Genomic DNA, 21,100 nt, shown 5'->3' with positions numbered 1-21,100 from the left:
TCAGGTCAGCAACGCCCGGACTTCGTCGGCGTCCTCGACGCGGCCCTGGGCGCGGAAGAGGGTGAGGGCTCGTTGCCGTGCGTCGCGCGCTTCGCCGTGCCGGCCCACGGCGGCGAGCACGTCGCCGAAGTGCCGCAGGACGCTGGCCTCCTCGTAGGAGTTGTCCAGCTGCCGGTAGAGCTTCAGCGCGTGCCGGTAGTGCTCCACGGCGTCGGCGTCGCGCCCGTGGTGGTGGGCGATGTAGCCGAGGCTGTCCGAAGTGGCCGCTTCGCCTTCGACGTGACCGAGTTCCTCGTTGAGCGCCAGCGCTTCCCGGCAGTGCGCCTCGGCTCCGACGTGGTCGCCGAGCTTCGCCATCCGGTAGCCGACGTCGTTGAGCGCCTCGGCGACGCGGATCGGGAGGTCGAGCGCGCGGAACAGCGCCAACTGCGCCAGCGCGTGCTCCAACGCCCCGGCGACGTCGCCCCGCCGTTCCAACGCCCACGCCATGGCGCGGTGGGCGGCGGCCTTGCCGTAGTCGTCCTCCACCAGCTCCAACGCCTGCCGCAGGTGGTGGTCGCCCTCGTCGTAGCGGCCGACGTCGGTCAACGCCATGCCGAGGAACTTGTGCGCCGAGACCTGCTTGAACCGGTCCTGCAGGGCGTCGGCGGCGACCAGCGCGGCGCCCCACACCGCGATGTCCTCGGCCGCGTGGCCGCGGCGCAGGTGGTAGTTCGTGAGCGCCCACGCCAGGTGCCAGGCGAGGTCGTGCCAGCGGTGCCCGGCGGCCAGGCGCTGGGCGGCGAGCAGCGACTCGTACTCGGCGTCGAACCAGTCCAGCGCGGCCGTGACGTCGGCCGGCGGCACCGGGTCGCCCGGCGGGGCGGGGATCGGCGGGCGGTGCGGCTCGATGAGCCGGTCGCCGTCGTGCGCGGTCGCGGCGAAGTAGCCGATGAACGCCCGGAGGTTGGCGTCGGCGTGCGCGGGCGCGACCTCGGCGGCGTAGAGGCGCACGAGGTCGTGCATGCGGTAGCGGCCGACCCGGTGCTGCTGGACGAGGTGGGCCGTTTCGAGCTCCCTGAGCAGGCGGCGCGTGTCGGCGCGGCCGGTGAGGGCCGTGATCGCCTTGAGGCTCAGGTCCGGCGCGGAGGTCAGGCCGATCAGCCCGAACAGCTCCGTCGCCTCGGGGGTGAGGACCCTTAACGAGCAGGCGAACACCGTGCGCAGGTCGGCGCTCAGGTCGTCCAGCGCGTCGAGGCGCTGCTCCTTCAGCTCCTCGGTGAGCGCGGACAGCGGCAGGTCCGGCTGGGTCACCGCACGGGCCGCGATGATGCTCAGCGCCAACGGCAGGCCGCCGCACAGCTCCAGCAGCTCGCGGGTGACGTCCGGCTCGGCCTCGACCCGTTCCGCGCCGAGGCGGGAGACCAGGAACGCGCGGGACTCGTGCTCGTCCAGGACGTCCAGCGCGACCGAACGCGCGCCGTGCGCGGTGAGCAGGCCGAGCAGCTGCACGCGGCTGGTGATCAGGGCGGTGCAGCGCGCGCCGCCGGGCAGCAGGGGCGTGACCTGGGTGGTGTCGCGGGCGTTGTCCAGCACGACGAGCATCCGCTTGTCCGCGACCAGGCTGCGGTAGAGGGCGGCCTGCGCGTCGAGGTCGGCCGGCGGGTCGTCGACGCCGAGGGCTTCGAGGAAGCCGCGCAGCGCGTTCTGGGGCGTGACGGGGTCGCCGACCGGGTCGAAGCCGCGCAGGTTGACGTAGAGCTGGCCGTCCGGGAAGTCGTCCACGTGCTGGTGCGCCCAGTGCAGCGCGAGGGCGGTCTTGCCGATGCCGCCCGCGCCGCCGATCGCGGTGATGACGACGGTGGACGACGGTTCGGTGAGGTCGGCGATCTCCTTCTCGCGGCCGGTGAACCAGCGTTGCGGCGCGGGGAGCTGCCGCGGCACGGCCTTGGTGGTCGCCGGCGGTGCCTGCTGACCTAGGAGTCGCAGGTAGAGGTCTTGCAGCGGCGTTCCGGGGTCGGTGCCCAGCTCGTCGGCGAGCGTGCGGCGCAACGCGTCGTAGTGCTGCAACGCCTCTGAGGACCGGCCACTGCGGTGCAGGGCGAGCATCAACTGGCCGGCGAGGCGTTCGTCCAGCGGGTGCGCCTGCGTGGCGTCACGCAGGGCGGGCAGCAGGGCGGCGTGGTTGCCGAGCCGGATCGCCACGTCGTTGCGGTCGAGCTCGACGGCTGCCCGTTCGGCCTGCAACGACTCCCTGACCTGGGCGAACCACGGCGAGTCCAGCCCTTCCAACGCCTCGCCGCGCCACAGCCGCAACGCCTGGTCGTACAGCTCGGCGGCCTGGTGGTCCGGCGCGGTGCGCGCGCGCTTGGCCAGGGCGCGGAACTCGACCAGGTCGATCCGGTCGGTCTCCAGCAGGTAGCCGCCCGGCCCGCGCTGGATGTCGATCCCGGCCGACCGCAGCTTGGACACGTACCCGTACAGGGTTTCCTTCGCCCGCAACGGCGGCTGACCACCCCAGACGCGGTCGACGAGCCGTTCGGCGGGCACCGGCCGACCGGCTTCCAGCAGCAATGCCGCCAGCACGCCACGCCGACGGGTGTGGCCGATGTCGAGGTCGGCGCCGCCGACGCGGGCCCGGACACCGCCGAGCACCCCGAAGTCCACGCCAACCCCCTCGAACAGCCGGTTCAAGGTTCATCCTAGGTTCGCTCACGTTCGGCCCAGCAGGGTGTACCCATGACCGCGGACAGGTGAAGTAACCCGGCGGAGTGCCCCACACCCCCCGCCGGTTTCGAGGGGTCGACGTCCCGACCGGTGCTCCCCCTGCCGGTTGGGACGCCGCGGCGTGTCCGCACCGCTCTCACGGGGACGGCCGGCCTGGGGGCGGCCGCCCCCGTGCCCACCGCCCGTCCTCGAAGTGGTGTGGAAGTCCGCTGGTAGTGCGGCTGCCTAGCCTGCGCCAATGAGCAGACTTCTGGGGTTTGTGCTGGTCCTGGGGTTGGTGGTGGCACCGGCACCGGCCTGGGGCAGCGGCGTCGCGGCGTCGCCGTCGTCCATCGGCGTCGAGCACGTGCTGTTCAAAGGCGGCACCGGCGGGTACGGGTGTTATCGGATCCCGGCGCTGGTGAGGACGGCGGCGGACACGTTGCTGGCGTTCGCCGAGGCCCGTGAGTCGCCCTCGTGCGGCGATCGCGGCGACATCGACCTCGTCGTGCGGCGGTCCACCAACGACGGGCGGACGTGGGGGCCGGTCCGGGTGGTGTTGAGCGGGGTTCCCGGGGACGCGGAGAGGCCGTTCACCAGGGGGAACCCCGCGCCGGTGGTGGACAGGGAGACCGGGCGCGTGTTCCTGCTGTCCACGTCGAACGAGGCCACGCCGGGTGGGGTGCGGCTGCCGTGGGTCCAGCACAGCGACGACGACGGGCTGACCTGGTCGGGCGCGCGGCAGCTCCCGGTGTCGTTCGACGGGACCACCCGGGGGTGGTTCGCCACCGGGCCGTCGCACGGCGTCCAGCTCCGGGACGGCCGGCTGGTGGTGGGCGCGCACCAGTTCGTGAACAACGCCGACTACGCCGGTGTGCTCTACAGCACCGACCACGGTGAGACGTGGCAGGCGAGCACCACGCCCGACTCGTTCGTCGAGGGGCAGGTCGTGCCCGGCGAGATGTCCGTCGCCGAACTCGCCAACGGCGACCTGTACGTGGCCGGGCGCAACGACATCGCCACCGGCCACCACCGCACCCGCGCGATCAGCACGGACGGCGGCACGACGGTGTCCCGGTCGACCCTGGTGCCCAGCCTCACCACGCCGAACGTGCAGGGCGCGGTGTTGGCGCTGCGCAACGGCACGTTGCTGTTCTCCGGCCCGTCCGACCCGGTGGACCGCGAGCTGATGCGCATCCGCTACTCGGTGGACGACGGCGCCACGTGGGGCGTGGGCGGTCTGGTCAACACCGGCCGGGCCGGGTACTCGGACCTCGCCGAGCTCGCCACGGGTGAGATCGGCCTGCTGTACGAAGGCGGCACGAACTTCTCGGCCGACGAGATCCGGTTCAACCGGTTCACCACGTACCAGGCGCACATCCCCGGCGGCACGAACCCGTCCGCGGAGGCGACGCCGACCGCCGGGCCCACGTCACCGGACACCACGCTCCAGGCCAACGACGCCTACGTGCGCGGATCGGTGAACGCCGGGCTCACCGGGCAGGCCGACGTGCCGTACTCGCGGTCGCTGGACGTCGGCGCGCAGGACTTCGCCGTCGAGACGTCGTTCCGGCACGGCGGGTCGACCGGCAACCAGGCCTTGTTCTGGGCGTTCGGTCAAGGGGCGGACACACCCCAGGTGTGGGTGCGGATCCAGTCCGGCCGCGTGCACGCCCGGGTCGAGGGGACCACCGGGACGGCCGGGGTCTCGTTGCCGGGCACCTACGCCGACAACGCCTGGCACCGGCTCTCCCTGGCCCGCGCCGGCAACCGGGTCACGCTCACCGTGGACGGCGCGTCGGCCACCGCGACGGGTGTCGGTGGAGCGGTCGCGAAGGCGCGCACCGGGTGGCGGCTCGGGTCGCGGCTGGACGGCGCGGACCCGTTCTCGGGCGTGCTCAAGGACTTCACCGTCCGCAAGGCGGGCGTCGAAGTGCTGAACCTGCCCTTCGAGGTCGTGGACGGCGCGGTCGCGCCGACCAGGGTCACGGCGCCCATCACCGACGACCTGTCCGGGCACTGCGCGGACGGCAACCTGCTCGGCGGCTACCGGGGCACGGTCGCGGGCCGGATCGGCCGCACGGCGTTGGCGGTCGACGCCACGCACCCCGGTGTGGAGACGCCGTACACGCCCGCGTTGGACGCCGGGGCGCAGGACTTCACCTTCTCGCTGTGGTTCCAGCACCAAGGCGCGGCGAACCAGGCGCTGCTGTGGGCGTACGGGGCGACGAGGGGCGCGCCGTCGGTGTGGGTGCGGGCCCAGCCCGGTCAGGACCGGCTCCTGGGGTGGGTGGAGACCGACGCGGGACACGTCGAGGTGGCGCTCGGCGACCCGTCGTCGGCGGACGCGTTCGGTGACGGCGCCTGGCACCAGTTGGTGCTGCGGCGGGTCGGCGACCGGGTCGAGCTGGGCGTCGACGGGGGTGTCCCGGCGGTGGCGACCGGGTTGACCGGGTCGGTGTCGAACACCCTCGGGGTCCGGGTCGGGTCGAAGCCGGGTGGCTCCGACGTGCTCGACGGCAAGGTGGACGACGTCCAGCTGACCGTGGCCGGGAAGCGGGTCCTGTGGTGGGGGTTCGAGCACCAGAACACGCAGGCGCACGACGTGGTCCGCACGCCGCTCGGCCCGGCCACCGCCGACACCTCCGCCCTGTGCCACCACTCCGCGGTGCGGGGCGGTGCGGGGACGACGGCCGGGGTGAACGGCCGGGCGCTGGCGTTCGACGGGGTGGACGACGCGGTGATGGTGCCGTACCAGGCGTTGGACGGTGACTTCGCCATCGACTTCCGGATGCGGTACACCGCGGGCACGGCCGACCAGGTGTTGGTGTGGGCCTACGGCGTGGGGGCGACAGAGCGCGGGCTGTGGTTGCGCGCGCAGCCCAGCCAGGGCCGGTTGCTGGCCAGGGTGCAGACCGACGCGGGGCCGACGTCGGTCGCGTCGGCGGGTGCGTTCGGGGACGGCCAGTGGCACCACGTCGTGCTGCGCCGGGTCGGCGGGACGTTGGAGCTGCTGGTCGACGGCGCGGTTCGCGGCAGTGCGGCGATCAAGGGCTCGCTGACGTACGGCGACGCGTTCGCGGTGGACGGCCTGCACTTGGGCGCCAGGCCGGACGGCGCCGACCGGTTCAAGGGCGCGTTGGACGAGTTCCGGGTCCAGCGCGGTGGCACGACGATCACGCACCTGCCGTTCGAGGTGGTGACGCCGGGCCCGTTCGCCCGGGGTTGATCACGCGGTCCGTGCTTTGAGGGCGGCGAGGCCCTCTCGTGGACCAGTTGATCGAGGGCGTTCTCGCCGAGCACAGTGGAAAAACGGGCCGGGGCTTGAGTGCCCCGGCCCGTTCTGCGGCGATCAGGATCGGCGGTCAGATCCGGCGGTCGACGAACCGCGGGGTGCCGTTCGGGCTGCGGAAGGTCACCAGCCAGGATTCGCCGTTGGCGCCTGCGAAGGGGACGGCGGTCGGGTCGGTGGCCGAGGGGTCCGAGACGCCGTCGATCAGCCAGGACCACTCGCCCCACGTGTTGGAGCCCGTGGCGGTTTCCCAGACCCGGTGGATCTCGTTGTCCGACCCTCGGACCACGACGGCGACCCGGCCCAGGGCGGGGTCGAGCACGGCGGCCGGGGCGCCGGCCGGGGTCACCGCGCCGGTGCCGATCCCGGTCCAGTCGCCCGGCCACGTGCCGGCCGCGTCCTGGAGCTTGGTGACGATCGTGCCCGCCGCGCCGCGCACGAAGACCTGCAGCTGGTAGCCCGGCCGGACGACCACGGCGGGCGCGCCGGACGAGCCGGAGCCGCCCAGGTCGGTCCACGGGGACAGCGAACCGTCGTGGTAGAACTGGACGGTCTTCACGACACCGGCGCCGTCGAGGCCGAACACGCGCACGCCGTCGCGCACGGTCACGACCGTGAGACCGCCGACCAGGTTCTGGTCGCCCAGGTTCCGCCAGAACGGCACGGAGCCCTTCTGCTGGTACACCCACAGCTTGCCGTCGGCGTCGACCGCGAACTGGGCCAACGAGCCGTCGGCCAGCTTCGCCACGGTCGGCGCGGCGGCCATCGAGCCGCCGAAGTCCTTCCAGGCGCCCCACGTCACGGCGCCGGCGGCCGTCTGGGTCACCGACCAGATGTCGCCGTCACGGCGCTGCGCCGTCACCTGGATGCGCCCGTCGGACAGCTGCGCGATCGCGGGCTGCCCGCTGAACGCCTCGTTGCCCGAGATCACGGTCCACTGGATCGAGCCGAAGTTGTCCACATCGGACTGGTGGCCGTGGACGACCCGGCCCGCGTTGTCGGTGTAGGCGTACTCCAGCGTGCCGACGCGCGCGCCGGCGACCGGGGCGGCCTGGAACACCGTCGTGCGGCTGTCGGGCACCACCGGCACGGTCGGCAGCGGCTCGGCGAACCAGCCCTGGAGGTCCACGATCACGTGCATGGTGTCGGAGCTGCCGTTGCGGATGCGGATCTTGCCGTCCGTGCCGGGCTTGAGCACGATCGAGTTGGTCCGGCGGCTGATGCCGTGGTCCATCATCGTCAGCCCCGGCTCGGCCTGGCCCAGCGGCCACGCCTTGACGTAACCGGCGGCCTCCGAGGTGGTGGTGATCGACAGCAACGCGCCCGCGATGCCCCGGGTCGGCAGCCCGAACGTCCCGCCGACCTGCACGTCGAGGACGCCGTTCGCGGCCACCGGCAGGCCCGCGCCGACCGACCGCGTGTTGACCAAACGGCCGTCGTCGCCCCGGAAGCCGCTGCCCGTGGTGGCCGAGCCGGTGAAGTAGCCCTCGACGTTCAGCATGAAGTGCGCGGCGGCCGTGCCCTTGTTGGTGAAGGTCACCTTGCCGTCGGCGCTCAGCTGCACGACCGCGGCCTGCTGCGTGGTGCCGGCCACGTAGTTCAGCACGGGCCGGGTGGCCAGGCCCGACGGCGCGTAGGCCATCCAGCCCTTCGCCGACGCGCCCGGCACGGCCAGGTTCACGTACGCGGCGGACGCGCCGGCCGGGATGAGCCCGCCGGTCAGCGTCACGGTCCGGGTGCCGCCCGCCGGGATCATCCCGGTGGACACGCCGAGACCGCTGCGCGTGTCGATCGTGCGGGTGTGCGCCACCGGCACGAACCCGCCGCCGTTGGCGCCTTGCGCGGACTTGAAGTAGCCGTGCACCTCGACCACGACGTGGACCTTGCCCGCGGCCTGGTACACCGCGACCTTGCCGTTCGCGCCGACCTTCACCGCGAAGAACGCCGACAGGTCCTCGCCCGGCCGGGCGGTGACGGCGGTCGCGTCCCCGGACCGGGCCGTGCCGTCGGGCCACAGCTCCAGCCACGTCTCGGCGGTCGGGGCGAGGATCGCCACGCGCACCATGACGGTGCCGACACCGCTGGTCGGCACGCCGCCGACGCCGAGCACCGGGAAGGTCGTCGTGGTCTGCGCACCGCGCTCGCCGGTCACACCGCCCGTGCCGTCACGGGTGTCCAGCACGTGCGCGTGACCGTTCAGCGAGACGTAGTCCCCGCCCCCGCCGGACGAGTCCGCCTGGGCCGGTGGCGCCGCCACCATCGCGAGCACTGCGGCGGCGACCGCCAGCAAGCCCACGCCGGATCTCTTGGACAACATTATTCCTCTCATCACTGCCGGTCGAAGTACCAGGCGTCCTTGACCGTGGTACCGAGACACCCGGCCACGCCGATGATCACGGCGTTCTCGGGCTTGAACTGGGCTTGGCCGCCGTTGAGGTAGACGGTCAGCCCGGTGACGACCCCGTTGACGCCCAGGCACTGCGCGAGCGCCTTGCCGGGGCTCGACCGGACGTAGCCGATGGGGTTGCGGACGAACTTGGTGCCCGCCCAGCGGCCGACGGTCTTGGAGCCCTCCCACAGGCCGCGGCCGAAGTTGGCGAGACCGCGCCCCACCGCCTGCGCACCGCGCCCCACCGCCTTCGCGCCGCCGACCACGCCGTTCTTCACCGCGGCCGCGCCCGCGCGCACCTTGGCCAACGCCTTGCCGCACTTGCCCGCGTTGTGCACGAGCACGTCCGCGTCGCCGGCCACGACCTGGAAGGTGTGCACGGTGTCGACGGTCAGGTTGTGGACGGTCCGCTGTTCCGCCCACGACCGGACGCCGACGACGGTGCCTTCCGAGAGTCGTTGCCCGGCCACGAGGTCGCCGGCCTCGACCCACCCGCCGTCGGCCCAGAACGGGTGGCCGTCGGTGGTGGTGAGGGTGGACGTGCGCCCCTCGGCCTCCACCTCCACCTCGACCAGCTGCTTCAGGCCGGTGCCGGTGATCAGGTCGGTGACGGTGAAGGCGCCGGTCCGCCCGGTCGTCGGGTCGGTGGCCGCGACCCGGTCGCCGACCCGGACGTCCTCGATCTCCTTGGTCGAGCCGTCGCCCATGCGCACCGCCGTGTCGCCGGCGAAGCTGTTGGCCGCGACCAGCGAGCACGCCGCGTCCACGATCTCGTCGGCGTGCTTGGCGCCCATCCGGACGCCCTTCGCGGCACGCACCGCGCCGACCCCGTACGGACCGGCGAACAGCGACAGCGCCGACACGCCGGCCCAGACGCAGCTCTCCACGTCACCCTCGGTGACGCACCGCTTGCCGTCGTTGTAGCCGCTGATCTCGGCGAGGCCGTTCAGCAGCGCCTTGCCCTCGGCCTTCCAGCCCTGCCACTTCGGCCACTTCCACGCGAAGCCACCGCCACCGGCGCCGGACTTGCTCGCCGCGGACGTGTTGCTCACCGGGTTGCCGGCCTTCTGCACGGCCGCGTCGTAGATCTTGTCCGTGCCGCGCTTGGCGTCGGCCACCACGTCGCGGTTCGCGCCGACCTTGCCCGCGGGCAGCTTCGGGTCGGAGGACACGGTCTTCGGCATGTTCGTCACCGGCGCGTGCGCCGCGCCCGACACGGTCCTGGGCACGTGCCGCGCCGAGTACTGCGCCGCCGCCTTGGCCTGCGCGGTGACGCGCCGCTTGCGCTCGTGCTCGGCCCGCCGGGCCGCTTCCGCCCGGGCCGCCGCGCTCGCGTCGTAGCAGGCGCCGCAGCTGCCGCTACCGCCACGACCCTTGTAGGCCGGGCCGGGCGCGTAGCTCGGGTAGGCGCCGTTCGCGCCGGACTGCTTTTTCTTCTTCTTGCCCGAGAGCCGGTCCGCCTGCTCGCGGATCGCGTAACTGAGGTCCTCGTGGTCGAAGCAGAGGTAGCACTCGTAGGGCACCACCCACTGCGACGGCGCGTCATCGTCGTCGTCGAACCAGTCCCACGGCCACGACCAGTGGCCGTCCGGGTCGACCTGGCCGACCGGGTCGCCCGCGCCGTAGGCGTAGCGGTTGGCGCGGATGCCGTCGCCGCCCTGGAACGGGATGTCGTCACGCGAGCCGAACCCGCCGGTGGCCGGGTCGTACCAGCGCGCGCCCATGTCGACCTGGCCGGTGGCCGGGTCGGTCCAGTCGCCCTGGTAGCCCAGCGGCCCGGTGTCGCCGGTCTTGGCGGTGACCTCGCCGAACGCGTCGTAGGCGGTCCGGTCGGACAGCGCCTGGCCGTCCGGTGCGAGCGCGCCGATCACGTCGCCGTGGCCGTTGGCCACCGGCACGCGCGGCGTGTCGCCCTGCTTCGTGGCCAGCAGCTCGTCACCCGGGCCGCGGGCGAACGTGGCCGTGCCGTCGGACACCACCTCGTCGTCGAGGCCCGCGTAGGTGAACGCGGCGCCGTTGCGGGTGGCGACCCGGTCCAGGGCGTCGTAGGTGAAGCTCTGGCCGGCCGCGCCCACCATCCGGTCGAAGGCGTCGAACGCGAACGGCTCGGTGTGCCCGGAGCTGGTGCGGCTCGTCATCGTGCCGCGCGGGCTGTAGGCGTAGGTGTAGTCGCCGTCGGACAGCAGGCGGTTGCGCTCGTCGTAGGTCGAGGTCTTGGCGCCCGCCTTGGTGCGGTTGCCGGCCGCGTCCCACTCGTACGGCGTGGTGACGCCGCCCGTGGTGGCGGTCTTCAGCCGGCCGACCGCGTCGTAGGTGTAGGTGGTCTCGACGCCGTTCTCGGTCTTGCGGGAGACCAGGTCGAGCTCGTCGCGGTGGTAGGCGACGGCCGAGATGACCTGGCCGGTCGAGCCGGTGAGCACGTCCGACTCCTGCCGGCCGTGGTCGTCGTAGCCGTAGGTGCGGGTGCGGCCCGCGCCGTAGCCGATGGTCTTCACCGCGCCGGCCGCGTCGTAGCCGTACGTCCGGGTGACGCCGGCCAGTCCCTCGGAGGCGGTGTCCAGCCGGCCCTTCAGGTAGGTGTAGGTCGCGGTGCCGGCCGCGTCGCGGCGGGTGGTCGGGTTGCCGTCGGCGTCGTAGCCGAACTCCGCCGTGCCGCCGGGACCGGACGTGGTGAGCAGGTTGCCGCGGTCGTCGTAGGTGTAGGTGTCGGAGCCCACGCGGGTCGCCCGGCCCACCACGTCGTACGTGATCTCCCTTGCGGTGGTGGGCTTCTCGGCGCCGCTGCCGGTCTCGGCGGTGAGCCGGCCGACCGCGTCGTAGGTCCGGGTCCGCACGACGCCGCCGGGGGCGGTCAGCTTGACCTCGTTGCCCCGCGCGTCGTACTCGGAGGTCCACGTGCGGTCGGTCGGGTGCGCCGCGGTGGCGGGCTCGGTCACCTTCTCCGGCAGGCCCCACGCGTTGTAGGTGGTGATCGTGCGGTGCCCGCGCGGGTCGGTGTAGCGGGTCAGGTTGCCCGCGGCGTCGTAGCCGAACTCCTGCGTGACGCCTTCCGGCTCGACCTGCCGGACCAGCCGGTCGCCCGCGTCGAACTCGAAGGTGGTGGTGTTGAGCTTGGCGTCGGTGACGGTGGTCGTGTTGCCCGCCGGGTCGTGGCCGAACCTCGTGGTCCGCAGGACCGTGCCGTCGGCCTTGAGCTCCGACCGGGCCACCTGGTCGCCGAACAGGTCGAAGGCGAGGCGGGTGGTGCGGCCGAGGCCGTCGGTGACGCGCACGGCGTTGCCCGCCGCGTCGTAGCCGCGGTGCGTGGGCACGCCCGCCGGGTCGGTCTCCTTGACCAGTTGGCCGAGCGTGTCGTAGGTGAACGCGGTGGCGGCGCCGGAGGGCGCGACGGCCGAGGTCACGTTGCCGAGGTCGTCGTAGCGCTGCCACGCGGTGAACGTGCCGGTGGTCGGCTTGCGCTCGTACCGGGTCGAGGTGAGCGGGCGGTCGAGGTCGTCGTAGGTGGACTCGGTCCGCGCGCCGTCCGGCGCGGTGGTGGAGAGCACCTGGCCGGCGCGGGTGTAGGTGTAGCGCGAGACGGCACGGCCGGTGCTCGCCGGCGCGTCGTGGGTGACGACGCGGTCGAGCTGGTCGTAGGCGAACCTCGTCGCGTGGCCGCGGGCGTCGACGACCTCGGTGACGTTGCCGTTGCCGTCGTAGGACGCCTTGACGACGGGCGTGATGCCCTGGTGCGTGGGCGAGGTCGCGGTCACCACCCGGCCGAGCCGGTCGTGCTCGACGGTCGACACGGCGCCCAGCTCGTCCGCCGAGGCCACCACCTCGTCGAACGTGTTGTAGCCGGTCTTCGCGGTCGGGTTCGCGGTCGTCGGCGCGCCGCCGTCGCGCTCCACCGCCACCGCCGCGCCCGTGGCCGTGACCTGGCGGCCCAGCTCGTCGAAGCCGTAGGTGGTGGTGTTCAGGCGCGGGTCGGTGACCGAGGTCTGGTGGCCGCGCTGGTCGTAGCCGAACCGCGTGACGCGGTCGGTGGTGCCGTCGGTGACGGTCTGCTCGACCACGTTGCCCACGTCGTCGTGCCGGTAGGCGACCGTCTCCGGGGTCGCGGACACCTCCCACGGCACGTTGGACGCCTTGCCGCCGGTGACCGTGCGGGTGACGTTGTCGCCGCCGTCGTAGGAGTAGGTGGTGGTGCGGCGCAGGCCGGTCGGGTCGACCACGACCGTCGCCACCCGGCCGAGCCGGTCGTGGGTGTGCTCGGTGACGGACCTGCCGTTGGCGGTGACCTTGCGGGTCAGGTTGCCCGCGCCGTCGTAGGTGTTGTCCTCCAGCACGAAGTCGCGCTTGCTGCCGTCGGGGTTGTGGAAGTCCTTGAGCACCTTGCGGCGCAGCAGGCCGTCACCCCAGTACTGGAACTCCGTGCGGCGACCCATCGCGTCGGTCCGACTGGCGAGCCGGCCCGCGAAGTCGTAGGACAGCGACGTGACCAGCAGGTACCCGTTGGCCGGCGCGGGCACGCCCGCCGGGTCGCTGCGCCAGTCGCGCAGCCACACCTCGGCGAGGTCGCCGCGGCTGGTGTAGGCGAAGTCGAACCGGTTGCCGTTCGGGTCGGTCTCGGAGGTCCGGTGGCCGAACGCGTCGTGCTCGTAGGACGTCTCGCCGCCCTCGGCGTCGGTCTCGCGGGAGAGGCGGTTGTGCTGGTCGTAGTCGTAGGTGGTGACGCGGGCCGGGTCGTTGCCCTGGGTGTCGGCCTGCTCGACCCGGGTGGTGTTGCCGTCGGCGTCGAACGTGTTCGTGGTCCGGAGCTGGTGCTTCTCGCCGGTGACGGCGTCCGTGGTGATCGGGCCGGTGGTGGTCCGGAGCCTCGACATGGCGTCGTAGGTGAACGTGGTGACGACACCGGCGGGGAAGCTGTCGGAGATCGTCCTGACCGTGGCGCGGCGGCCCAGGTCGTCGTAGGTGTACTCGGTGACGAGGCCGTTCGGCTCGGTCACGCGGGCCAGGTCGCCGTTGTTGTAGTAGGCGTACCGGGTCGTCTTGCCGCGTGCGTCCGTTGTGGACGCGAGCAGCGCCGCGGGCGGTGAGCCGCCGTTGACGGCGGCCTCCGCGCCGTTGGTGTAGGTGTGCTTGACGAAGCTGCCGTCCGGCGCGGTCTCCTGGAGGACCTGGCCGGTCGGGTGGTAGCTGAACGTGGTGCGGTAGGTGGTGTCGGTCGCGCTCGCCGAGCGGCCGTCGCGAGACTCCAGCGGCAGGAAGTTGCGCGGGTCGTACTCGTCGGTGACGGTCGTCGGGTAGGTCTCGTAGGTGGTGTGGCACTCGGTGGCGGTGCGGCAGGTCTTCGTCGAGGTGATGTTGCCGCGCGCGTCGTAGCCGAGGGTGACCGTGTCGCCGTTCTCGTCGGTGACGACGGTGATCCGGCCGCTGTCGTCGTAGGAGTACGAGCGGATGCTCATGCCCTCCGCGCCGTAGCGGACGAACACCGGGCCGCCGGAGCTGTCCGGGATCGTGGTGCAGAACGACGGGTCGTTGGGGTCGGGCTTGCTGCACGTCTCCGCGGGCGGCGTGGGTGTGGTGGTCGGCTCGCCAGGTCGGTCCTCGGAACGTGCCTCCAGGCCCAGCGGGCGGCCCAGGCGCAGCAGCCAGCCGCCCAGGGCGTCGTACTCGTACAGGCTCGGCCGGTTCGCCGGGTCCAGCACCTCGACCGTGCGGCGCAGGTCGTCGTCACCGCCGTAGACCGCGGGCGGGCCGACGCGCCACGTGCCGCCGTTGTCGTCGGTGTGCTCCTTCACCCGGTCGCGGGTGGTGTCGTAGGTGATCGCGGAGGCGACCTTGCCGCTGGGCAGGGTGATCTTCGACAGCAGGTCGGCCTGGTTGTTGGCGTTGCGGTGCGCGGTGGTGGTCTGCGGGCCGACCGGACCGGAGTACACCGCCACCTCGTCGATCACGCCCGCGAAGTGGCGCTGCGGCGTCGTGCCCCAGGCGGGCCACGTGCCGGTCGCGTGAGCCGCGCCGATCTGGTTGAACGTCAGCTTCTCGTGGTCGATCTGCTTGCCGGTGAGCTCGCCGACCTTCGCCCCGTCGAGGAACAACGTCTGCGTGGCGCCCATGGAGCTGAGCACGACGTGGTGCCACTTGCCGTCGTTGACCAGGACGCCGCTGGTGATCGGGCTGATCGCGCCGACGCCGAACTGGCCGCGCAGCTTGCCGTCCGTGCCGACGTACAGGATCGGGACGCCGGTGGTGGACGTGCTGCCGAGCGCCTTGTCCTGGTAGCCGAGCAGCGGACCGCCCGAGCCCGTGACCGAGGACTTGAACCACAGCTCGACCGCGCCGTCACGGCTCTTCTTCAGGGTGCCCTTGGGGAGGTCGACGGCGGAAGTGGTGCCGTTGAAGGAGGCGGCGGTGTCGGTGGCGTTGATGCCCGGGGTGTTGAGGGTGACGTTCTTGTACGTGCCCACGTCCTTGCCGAGGTTGACGGCCACCTCGCCGGCGGCGGCCGTGCCCTCGGGTTCACCGAGCCGCCAGTACGACTCGGGGCGCGAGTCGAGGACCGCGGTGCGGTAGTGGGAACCGGTGGTGTGCTCGTAGGTGGTGCAGGCGGTGCCCGCGCACACCTTGGTGAGCAGGTCGCCGGTGTAGGTGTAGCTCCACGTCGTCTGGTCGGCCTTGACGGCGGTGACGCGGTTGCCGGTCCAGGTGAACGCGAGGTGGCGGCCGGCGGTGTTGGTCTGGCTGTTGGACACCTGGGCCTTCTGCAGCTTGCCCGTGGTGGTGTCGTAGGTCAGCACGACCGCGCGGTTGGCGCTGTCGGTGATCCGGGTGAGCCTGCCGTTGAGGGAGAACTGGTAGGTGGTGCCGGAGAGGTCGAGCAGCCGCCACGCGGTCGTGTCGACGGTGAGCCTCGCCTGGCGGCCGAACGGCGCGGCGAACGTGCCGTCGGCGTTGCGGCCGAACCGGACCTGCTGACCGTCGGGGTAGGTGATCACGACGTTGCCGGAGCCGTCGTCGTCCGGGACGAGCTTCATGTCGTAGCGGGTGGACCAGCCGGCGCCGAAGATGCCGTCCCGGCGGGGGTCGAGGCTGTTGTAGGTGCGGACCACGCGCAGCTCCGGGCCGACCGTGGTGACCGAGGCGTCGACGGCGGCGGTGGAGTAGTTGCCCGTCTGCGGGTCGAACTCCTGGTCCTTGGTGCCGTACGGGCCGCCCGCGAGGCGCGAGGTGATCTCCGGCTGCGGGACGCTGGTGAGGATCGTGGAGTACGGCGAGATGATCTCGTTGGTGGCGTCCTTGACGTACGCGCGCCAGTCGTAGGCCTTGCTCCACTCGAGCGTGCCGGTGGGGACGGTCCAGGCGGTCTTGGCCTGGTACCCGGAGTTCACGCAATTGACCGGCTTGCCGGCGGCGTCGCGCTCGCAGACCTCGAACTTGAACTGCATGGTGACGCTCGGCGGCGCGTCGACGTCCAGCGCCCGTGCCCACAGCTGCGGGGTGAGGGTGGGCGCCTGGTAGCCGTTCGGCGGGTGCAGCTCCTGCACCACCGGCGGGATGTCGAAGACCTCGAGGACGATCCGGCCGGGCGGGACCTGGTGGTCGGTGAACACCGGGCCGCCGGTCTTGACCATGGTGAAGTCGAGGAAGTACTTGCCCGGCGGGAGGGCCTTGACGGTGGCGTCGAGGGTGACGCGCTGGTTGCGGGCGACCGTGGCGGTGAGGTTGGCCGAGCGCTGCTGGACGACCGACGCGCCGGTCTTGGCGTTGTACGCGCGGTAGGCCAGGTAGTAGTCGCCGGGCGCCCAGGCCGAGGCGCTCTTGTTCGTGACCGCGATCTTGACCTTGCCGTCCTGGTTCTGCAGGACGGGCGGCTTCGGCACCGGGTCGGCCAGCGCGTACGTCGCGTTGTACGGGCTGTGGGTGACGTAGAGGCGTGGCGGGTTGGCGGTGGCGGGGCCGGTGAACTTCTTGCCGGAGCCGTCGCCGCTCGCGCGCAGGGAGAGGCCGTGGTTGGCCTGCGTGCCGTCGACCCACTTCTGCACCAGGTCTCGTCCGCCGCCGCCGAGGTTGATCAGCTCGCCCGCCGTGGGGCAGTTGGAGGACGACTGGCCGAACGCGATGTGGCCGTGGGCGAAGGAGCGCTCGGCGAGCCGGCCGCCGGTGCTCGGACCGGGGAAGTCGACGTCGTCGCTGGAGGCCCAGCTCTGGGTGACCGGGTGGACGGTGACGGTGCGGGGCTTGCACGAGTCGGCGTCGTAGTTCACCAGCCAGAGCTGGGCGCCGAAGATCGTGTGGTGGCGGAGCTTGTCGACCAGGCCGCCGAAGCGGAGGTAGGAGGCGGCGTTCGGGCCGACCAGCAGGGTGTTGCCGCCGGGGGACGACGAGGTGCCGTTGACGTAGAGGCTGCTGTCGGCGGCCTCGCCGGTGACGGGGAGCTGGACGGTCGGGTCGACGGCCACCGGGTAGGCCGCCTGGCCCAGCCACTGCGCGTCCAGGGTGAGCTGGAGGGCTTGGCGGCCGTCGTGGCTGGTCAGGGTGTAGGTGACGGCGGTGGACCGGGCGCCGTTGGCGTCGACCATGTCACCGGGCGGGATGACGGCGCGGGTCGTGTTGCCCTCGTCCTTGAGCAGGACCTGGTTGTGCTCGACGTGCGCGGTGAGGTTCTTGAGGGTGAGCGGGAACGTGAAGGTGGTGGCGCCGGGGCGGGTGAGGACCAGGGTCTCCTTCACGCCGCCCGGCTGCGACTCCAGCTCCAGGTCCACGCCGGGCTGGACCTCGGTGTAGGTGGCCGTGCTGCCGTTCGCGGCGCCGTCGACCTTGTTGGACCCGGCCAGGCCGTAGGAGACCTCGTGGTCGGCATCGACGGTGAGGGTGGTGAGGCGCTCGGCGTCGGCTCGACGGGCCAGTCGGACGTCCACCTCGTCGGCGGCGTTGTGCCAGCCCTGGTCCGTCTCGACCAGCTCGGTCCGGATGGGCTTCCACTCGTCGCCGTCGCGGTAGTTGAGCGCGCCGGCGGAGAACTCGGTGGTCTCGGTGCCGTCCGGGTTCGTGTAGACCTTCTCGTGCTTGGTGCGCGCCTCGGGCTTCTCCTGGCTCTTGCCCTCTTCGAAGCCCTTGGTCTCGGTGGCGGGCGGCGCCTCCACCGACGCGGTGTTGTGCGGTTGGACGTCCCACTGGACCTTCGGGTAGCGGGATCTCAGCGTGTCGGGGACGGTGTCGTTGCCGGGTGCGCCCGCGAGGTGGTCCGGGTCGGACCGGGCCTCACCCCACCTCTGCCCCGGTCCCGGCGTCGACGACTTGTCCGCCGCGTAGGTCTCCGACCGCCCCCACCCGTCGACCGCGTCCCCGCCGCTGGTCGCGGTGACCGCCAGCACCAGGACGACGGCGACCACCTTGGCCGGGCCGAACGCCCACAGCGCTCCGAGCAGCCCGGCTTTGCGCACACGCGACGACATACCGCTCCCCCAGTCGACTGAGCAGGCCGTCGCGGACGCTAAGCACCTTCACTTCCACCTCACTTCCGTTCGGCTTCCAGCCCATCGCGCGAGCGTGGGCCGGTGGGTGCGGAGCTCACGCGATGCTGTGGGGGTGCGGGCCGGTGTCGAGGACGTCGGCGCGCACGTCCGCGGCGGCCGCGGGACGGGCCACGAACAGGCCCGCCACCGCGGCCGCCGGACGACGCCGAGCGGATCAAGCCAGCCGCCACAGCTGGACGGCGGCGCCGTTGCAGTGCCACTGCTGGATGGTCGTGCCCGGCGGCAGGCTCCAGTCCCGGTTGTCCAGGCAGAGCCCGCTCTGGCGGTTGCGCAGCTGGAGCGAGTTCGGCGCGACGTGGATCACCTGCCACTGCTGCATCCAGCCGCCCCAGCAACCCCATTGGTGGACCCCCGTGCCGGGGGTGTTGTCCGGCACGTCGAGGCACCGCCCGCTGTTGTCGTTGCGCAGCCGGTAGTAGGTCATGCCCGGCAGGGATTCGACGACCTCCAGGTGCCACCGCTCCGGCGGGCCGCCGTAGCAGTCCCATTGCTGCACGCGCGCGCCGTCGTCGAGGCTGCCGTAGGCGACGTCCAGGCAGAGGTTGCTGTAGCCGTTGATGAACAGGTAGGGGTTGGTCGGCGCGGCTGCCGCCGACGGCGCGGCGAACAGGCCCGCGCCGAGCAGCGCGGCCGCGACCAGGACCAAGACCCGTCTGACGTTGAGCATTTCCCCTCGATTCGTCCGATGTGGTTCCGCGTTCAGATGGTGGCGTTCTCCCGGCCCGCCGGTAAGCGCCCGTGATCGCCCACGGCCCGGTGGGTGGAGTTGCCCACTTCGGCTGCGCCGTGCGGCCGACCGGGCGAGTGCGGCCGGGTGGCCGGCACCGCCAGACTTGGCGGCGTGGGGGCGATCGGCGCGTCGGGCGGTGGGCACCGGGTGCTCGCGGAGATCCTCGGCGCGCAACTCGCGTGGTGGCAGCTCGGTTTCGCGCTGCGCCGGGCGGTGCTGCGGGACGCCCGTCTGGGTCGCCGGTCGGTCGACCCGGACGTGTGGGACATCGGCGTCGGCTGGGCGTGGCAGTGGCTGGCCGCGCCGCGCTGGTGGCGGCTGGCCCGGGACCTCGGCACGACCACGCTGGCCGTGGTGTGCACGGTCGGCCTCGTCCACGTGATGGCGGAGGCCGACGGCGTGGTCGCGACCAGCGCCGCGGTGGCCGGGTGGGCGCCGACGGCGACGTGGTGGCTGCGCCGGCAGGGACGGCACGCCCGGCTGCTCGTGCGGCTGCTCCCCGACCCCGCGGCCGGGGGCCGGGCCGAGCGGACTTCCCTGCCGTGGCGGGTGAGCCGGGCCCTGGTGGCGTTGCTCGCGGTGGGCGCGGCGGCCGTGATGATGGCGGTCGCCATCGGCTACGAGCGCTCGATCGGGCTCGCCTGCCCCCGCTTCGCGGTGGACGCGTCGGTGCTCGAGTGGTGGGAGCGCGACCCGGTGGGCTGCCCGGCCGGCGACACCCTCGTCGACGCCGCCGGCCTGCGCTACACGCCGTGGGTCGTGCGGGACCAGCGGGGCGGGTTCGGCCAGGACTACGTCGTGTACGAGCGACCGGACGCGAAGCCGGCGGTGATCCTGGCCGCCGTCTTCGCCGTCTGGGCGGCCGACGGCGGACCCGCCGGACGGCTCGGCCACCCGCGCGACGGCGGCACCGAAGACACCCTGGCCTACCAGAACTTCGACGGCGGCGCGATCGTGCTGCGCAGCGGCGGCACGCCGCAGGTGCGCCCGGGCGAGCGCCACTCCACCGTCCGCGACCTGGGCAGCCCGTGCCCGCCGCTCGACCGGCCCTGCATCACCACCGTCGACGCCGGGCCGGACGGGATCCGGGTCGGCTGGAGCTACGGCGCGGCCGACGCGTTCAACGTCGCCTGGTGGCCGGACGGCTCGACGCCCGGCGCCGCCGTCCAGCGCGAAGCCGCCGGGTACGAGTACACGGTGCCCGCACCGCCGCCGGGCGGCGCGTACGTGGTCGAGGTCGCGGCCTGCCGCAAGCAGTTCCTGCGCCGGTCCACGTGCACCTGGCCGTCCGCGCGGGTGATCGTGCGGGCCGGCTAGATGACCGCCGACGCCGCCGGGCACCCCGCGCCGATGCTGCTGGTGCTGACGTTGCGCTGGCTGGCGTTCGGGTGGATGTTGGTGGTGGCGTTGCTCAGCGGGCAGATCCAGCGGCCGGTCGAGGCCGGTCTCGCCCTGCTCGCCGCGGGCTGCTGGACGCTCTGGCTCACGGTCGCCGCCGTCCGGCGGATCGGGCGGGTGCTGGCCGTCGACCTGGGGGTGGCGATGGCGCTGGTCGTGGCGTCCGGCTACGTGCACCCGCCGCACGCGCTGCTGACCAACCACCCGACGTTCACCGGCGCCTACCCGGCCGCGGCGGTCGCGGCGTGCGCGGTCGTCCACCGGCTCCGGGGCGGGATCGCCGCGGGCGCGGTGCTCGGCCTGACCCTGCCGGTCGCCTACGCCGCCAATGGCGTCACGCCGGCGGGGCTGTCGTTCCTCCAGGTGTTGACCATGACCGGCTGGGGCCTGTCCTACGTGCTGCTCGGCGGCGTGGTCGGCGCGGTGGCCGGGCAGGTCGACCTGCTGCACCGGCAGGCGGTCCGCAGCGGCGAGCAGGCCGCGCGGACCACCGAACGGGAGCGGCTCGCCGCCCGGATCCACGACGATGTGCTCCAGGACCTCGGCCGGCTGCGGGCCCGGATCGGCGACCTGGGCGCCGGGCCGGCGCTCGCCGCCGTGGCGGAGGGGATCGCCCGGCAGGAAGCGGCGCTGCGCGGCCTCGCGCGCTCGGACCCGGGCCCGGCCCCGCCCGGACCGAACGCCACGGCGTCGTTGCGCGACCGGTTGGCCGAACTCGCCGGGCGGCACGGGGAACTGCCGGTGCGCCTGGTCGCCAGCGGTCCCGTCCGGTTGCCGCCGGACGTGGTGGAGGAGATCGTGGCGGCGGTCCGGGAACTGCTCACCAACGTCGACAAGCACGCCAGGGCGCACCGCGTCTGGTTGACCGTGCTGCACGAGCGCCGGCACGTCACGGTGACCGTCCGCGACAACGGGGTGGGCTTCGCGCCCGACCTCGACACCGGCGGGCTGGGCCTGCGGGTGTCCGTCGGGGCCAGGGTCGAGCGGCTGGCCGGGCAGGTCCGGATCCGCAGCAGCCCCGGTCACGGCACCGAAGTGGAGCTGCGCGTGCCGACCCGTCCGGCCCTGACCAGGGAGGTGTGACC

The 21,100-nt window shown here is 72.9% G+C and carries 7 protein-coding genes; 3 read left to right on the top strand and 4 right to left on the bottom strand.

Annotation, left to right across the window (positions count from 1 at the left end):
- Nucleotides 1-2,673: an AfsR/SARP family transcriptional regulator gene (locus tag AB0I91_RS14730; RefSeq protein WP_499637152.1), complete on the bottom strand. Its 2,673-nt coding sequence runs from the start codon at nucleotides 2,671-2,673 to the stop codon at nucleotides 1-3.
- Nucleotides 2,674-2,944: 271 nt separating this feature from the next.
- Here AB0I91_RS14730 and AB0I91_RS14725 point away from each other — a divergent pair, with 271 nt between their 5' ends.
- Nucleotides 2,945-5,914 (top strand): LamG-like jellyroll fold domain-containing protein, encoded by a 2,970-nt coding sequence (locus tag AB0I91_RS14725; RefSeq protein WP_499637150.1) that lies wholly within the window; start codon nucleotides 2,945-2,947, stop codon nucleotides 5,912-5,914.
- Between the two features lie 136 nt (nucleotides 5,915-6,050).
- Here the strand turns inward: AB0I91_RS14725 and AB0I91_RS14720 are convergent, their stop codons facing one another.
- The 3 genes from AB0I91_RS14720 to AB0I91_RS14710 all read right to left on the bottom strand — a co-directional run bounded on the left by AB0I91_RS14720 (nucleotide 6,051) and on the right by AB0I91_RS14710 (nucleotide 18,554).
- Nucleotides 6,051-8,291 carry a DUF8189 domain-containing protein gene (locus AB0I91_RS14720; RefSeq protein ID WP_499637148.1) on the bottom strand — a complete coding sequence of 747 codons (2,241 nt, stop codon included), beginning with the start codon at nucleotides 8,289-8,291 and terminating at the stop codon, nucleotides 6,051-6,053.
- 14 nt (nucleotides 8,292-8,305) lie between these two features.
- Entirely contained in the window at nucleotides 8,306-17,806 is a 9,501-nt protein-coding gene (locus AB0I91_RS14715) for an RHS repeat-associated core domain-containing protein (RefSeq protein ID WP_499637146.1), read from the bottom strand.
- A 235-nt stretch (nucleotides 17,807-18,041) separates the two neighbouring features.
- On the bottom strand, nucleotides 18,042-18,554 hold the full coding sequence (locus tag AB0I91_RS14710) for an RICIN domain-containing protein (RefSeq protein ID WP_499637144.1): 513 nt from the start codon (nucleotides 18,552-18,554) through the stop codon (nucleotides 18,042-18,044).
- A 174-nt stretch (nucleotides 18,555-18,728) separates the two neighbouring features.
- Between AB0I91_RS14710 and AB0I91_RS14705 the strand changes: the two genes are divergently transcribed.
- Complete coding sequence (locus AB0I91_RS14705) at nucleotides 18,729-19,934, top strand: hypothetical protein (RefSeq protein WP_498779918.1); 1,206 nt, start codon at nucleotides 18,729-18,731, stop codon at nucleotides 19,932-19,934.
- On the top strand, nucleotides 19,935-21,098 hold the full coding sequence (locus tag AB0I91_RS14700) for a sensor histidine kinase (protein ID WP_498779916.1): 1,164 nt from the start codon (nucleotides 19,935-19,937) through the stop codon (nucleotides 21,096-21,098). It begins immediately after the preceding gene.
- Nucleotides 21,099-21,100: the final 2 nt, after the last annotated feature.

The sequence above is a fragment of the Actinosynnema sp. NPDC049800 genome (assembly GCF_040656635.1).
Lineage (GTDB): Bacteria > Actinomycetota > Actinomycetes > Mycobacteriales > Pseudonocardiaceae > Actinosynnema.
The sequence above is the reverse complement of the archived record's forward strand: the minus strand, read 5'-3'. Positions and strand labels throughout refer to the sequence as shown.

What these genes read in the sequence shown, in the direction of transcription:
- AB0I91_RS14715 (WP_499637146.1), bottom strand. Translation starts at nt 17,806, where the DNA reads ATGTCGTCGCGTGTGCGCAAAGCCGGGCTGCTCGGAGCGCTGTGGGCG.
- AB0I91_RS14710 (WP_499637144.1), bottom strand. Translation starts at nt 18,554, where the DNA reads ATGCTCAACGTCAGACGGGTCTTGGTCCTGGTCGCGGCCGCGCTGCTC.
- AB0I91_RS14700 (WP_498779916.1), top strand. Translation starts at nt 19,935, where the DNA reads ATGACCGCCGACGCCGCCGGGCACCCCGCGCCGATGCTGCTGGTGCTG.
- AB0I91_RS14725 (WP_499637150.1), top strand. Translation starts at nt 2,945, where the DNA reads ATGAGCAGACTTCTGGGGTTTGTGCTGGTCCTGGGGTTGGTGGTGGCA.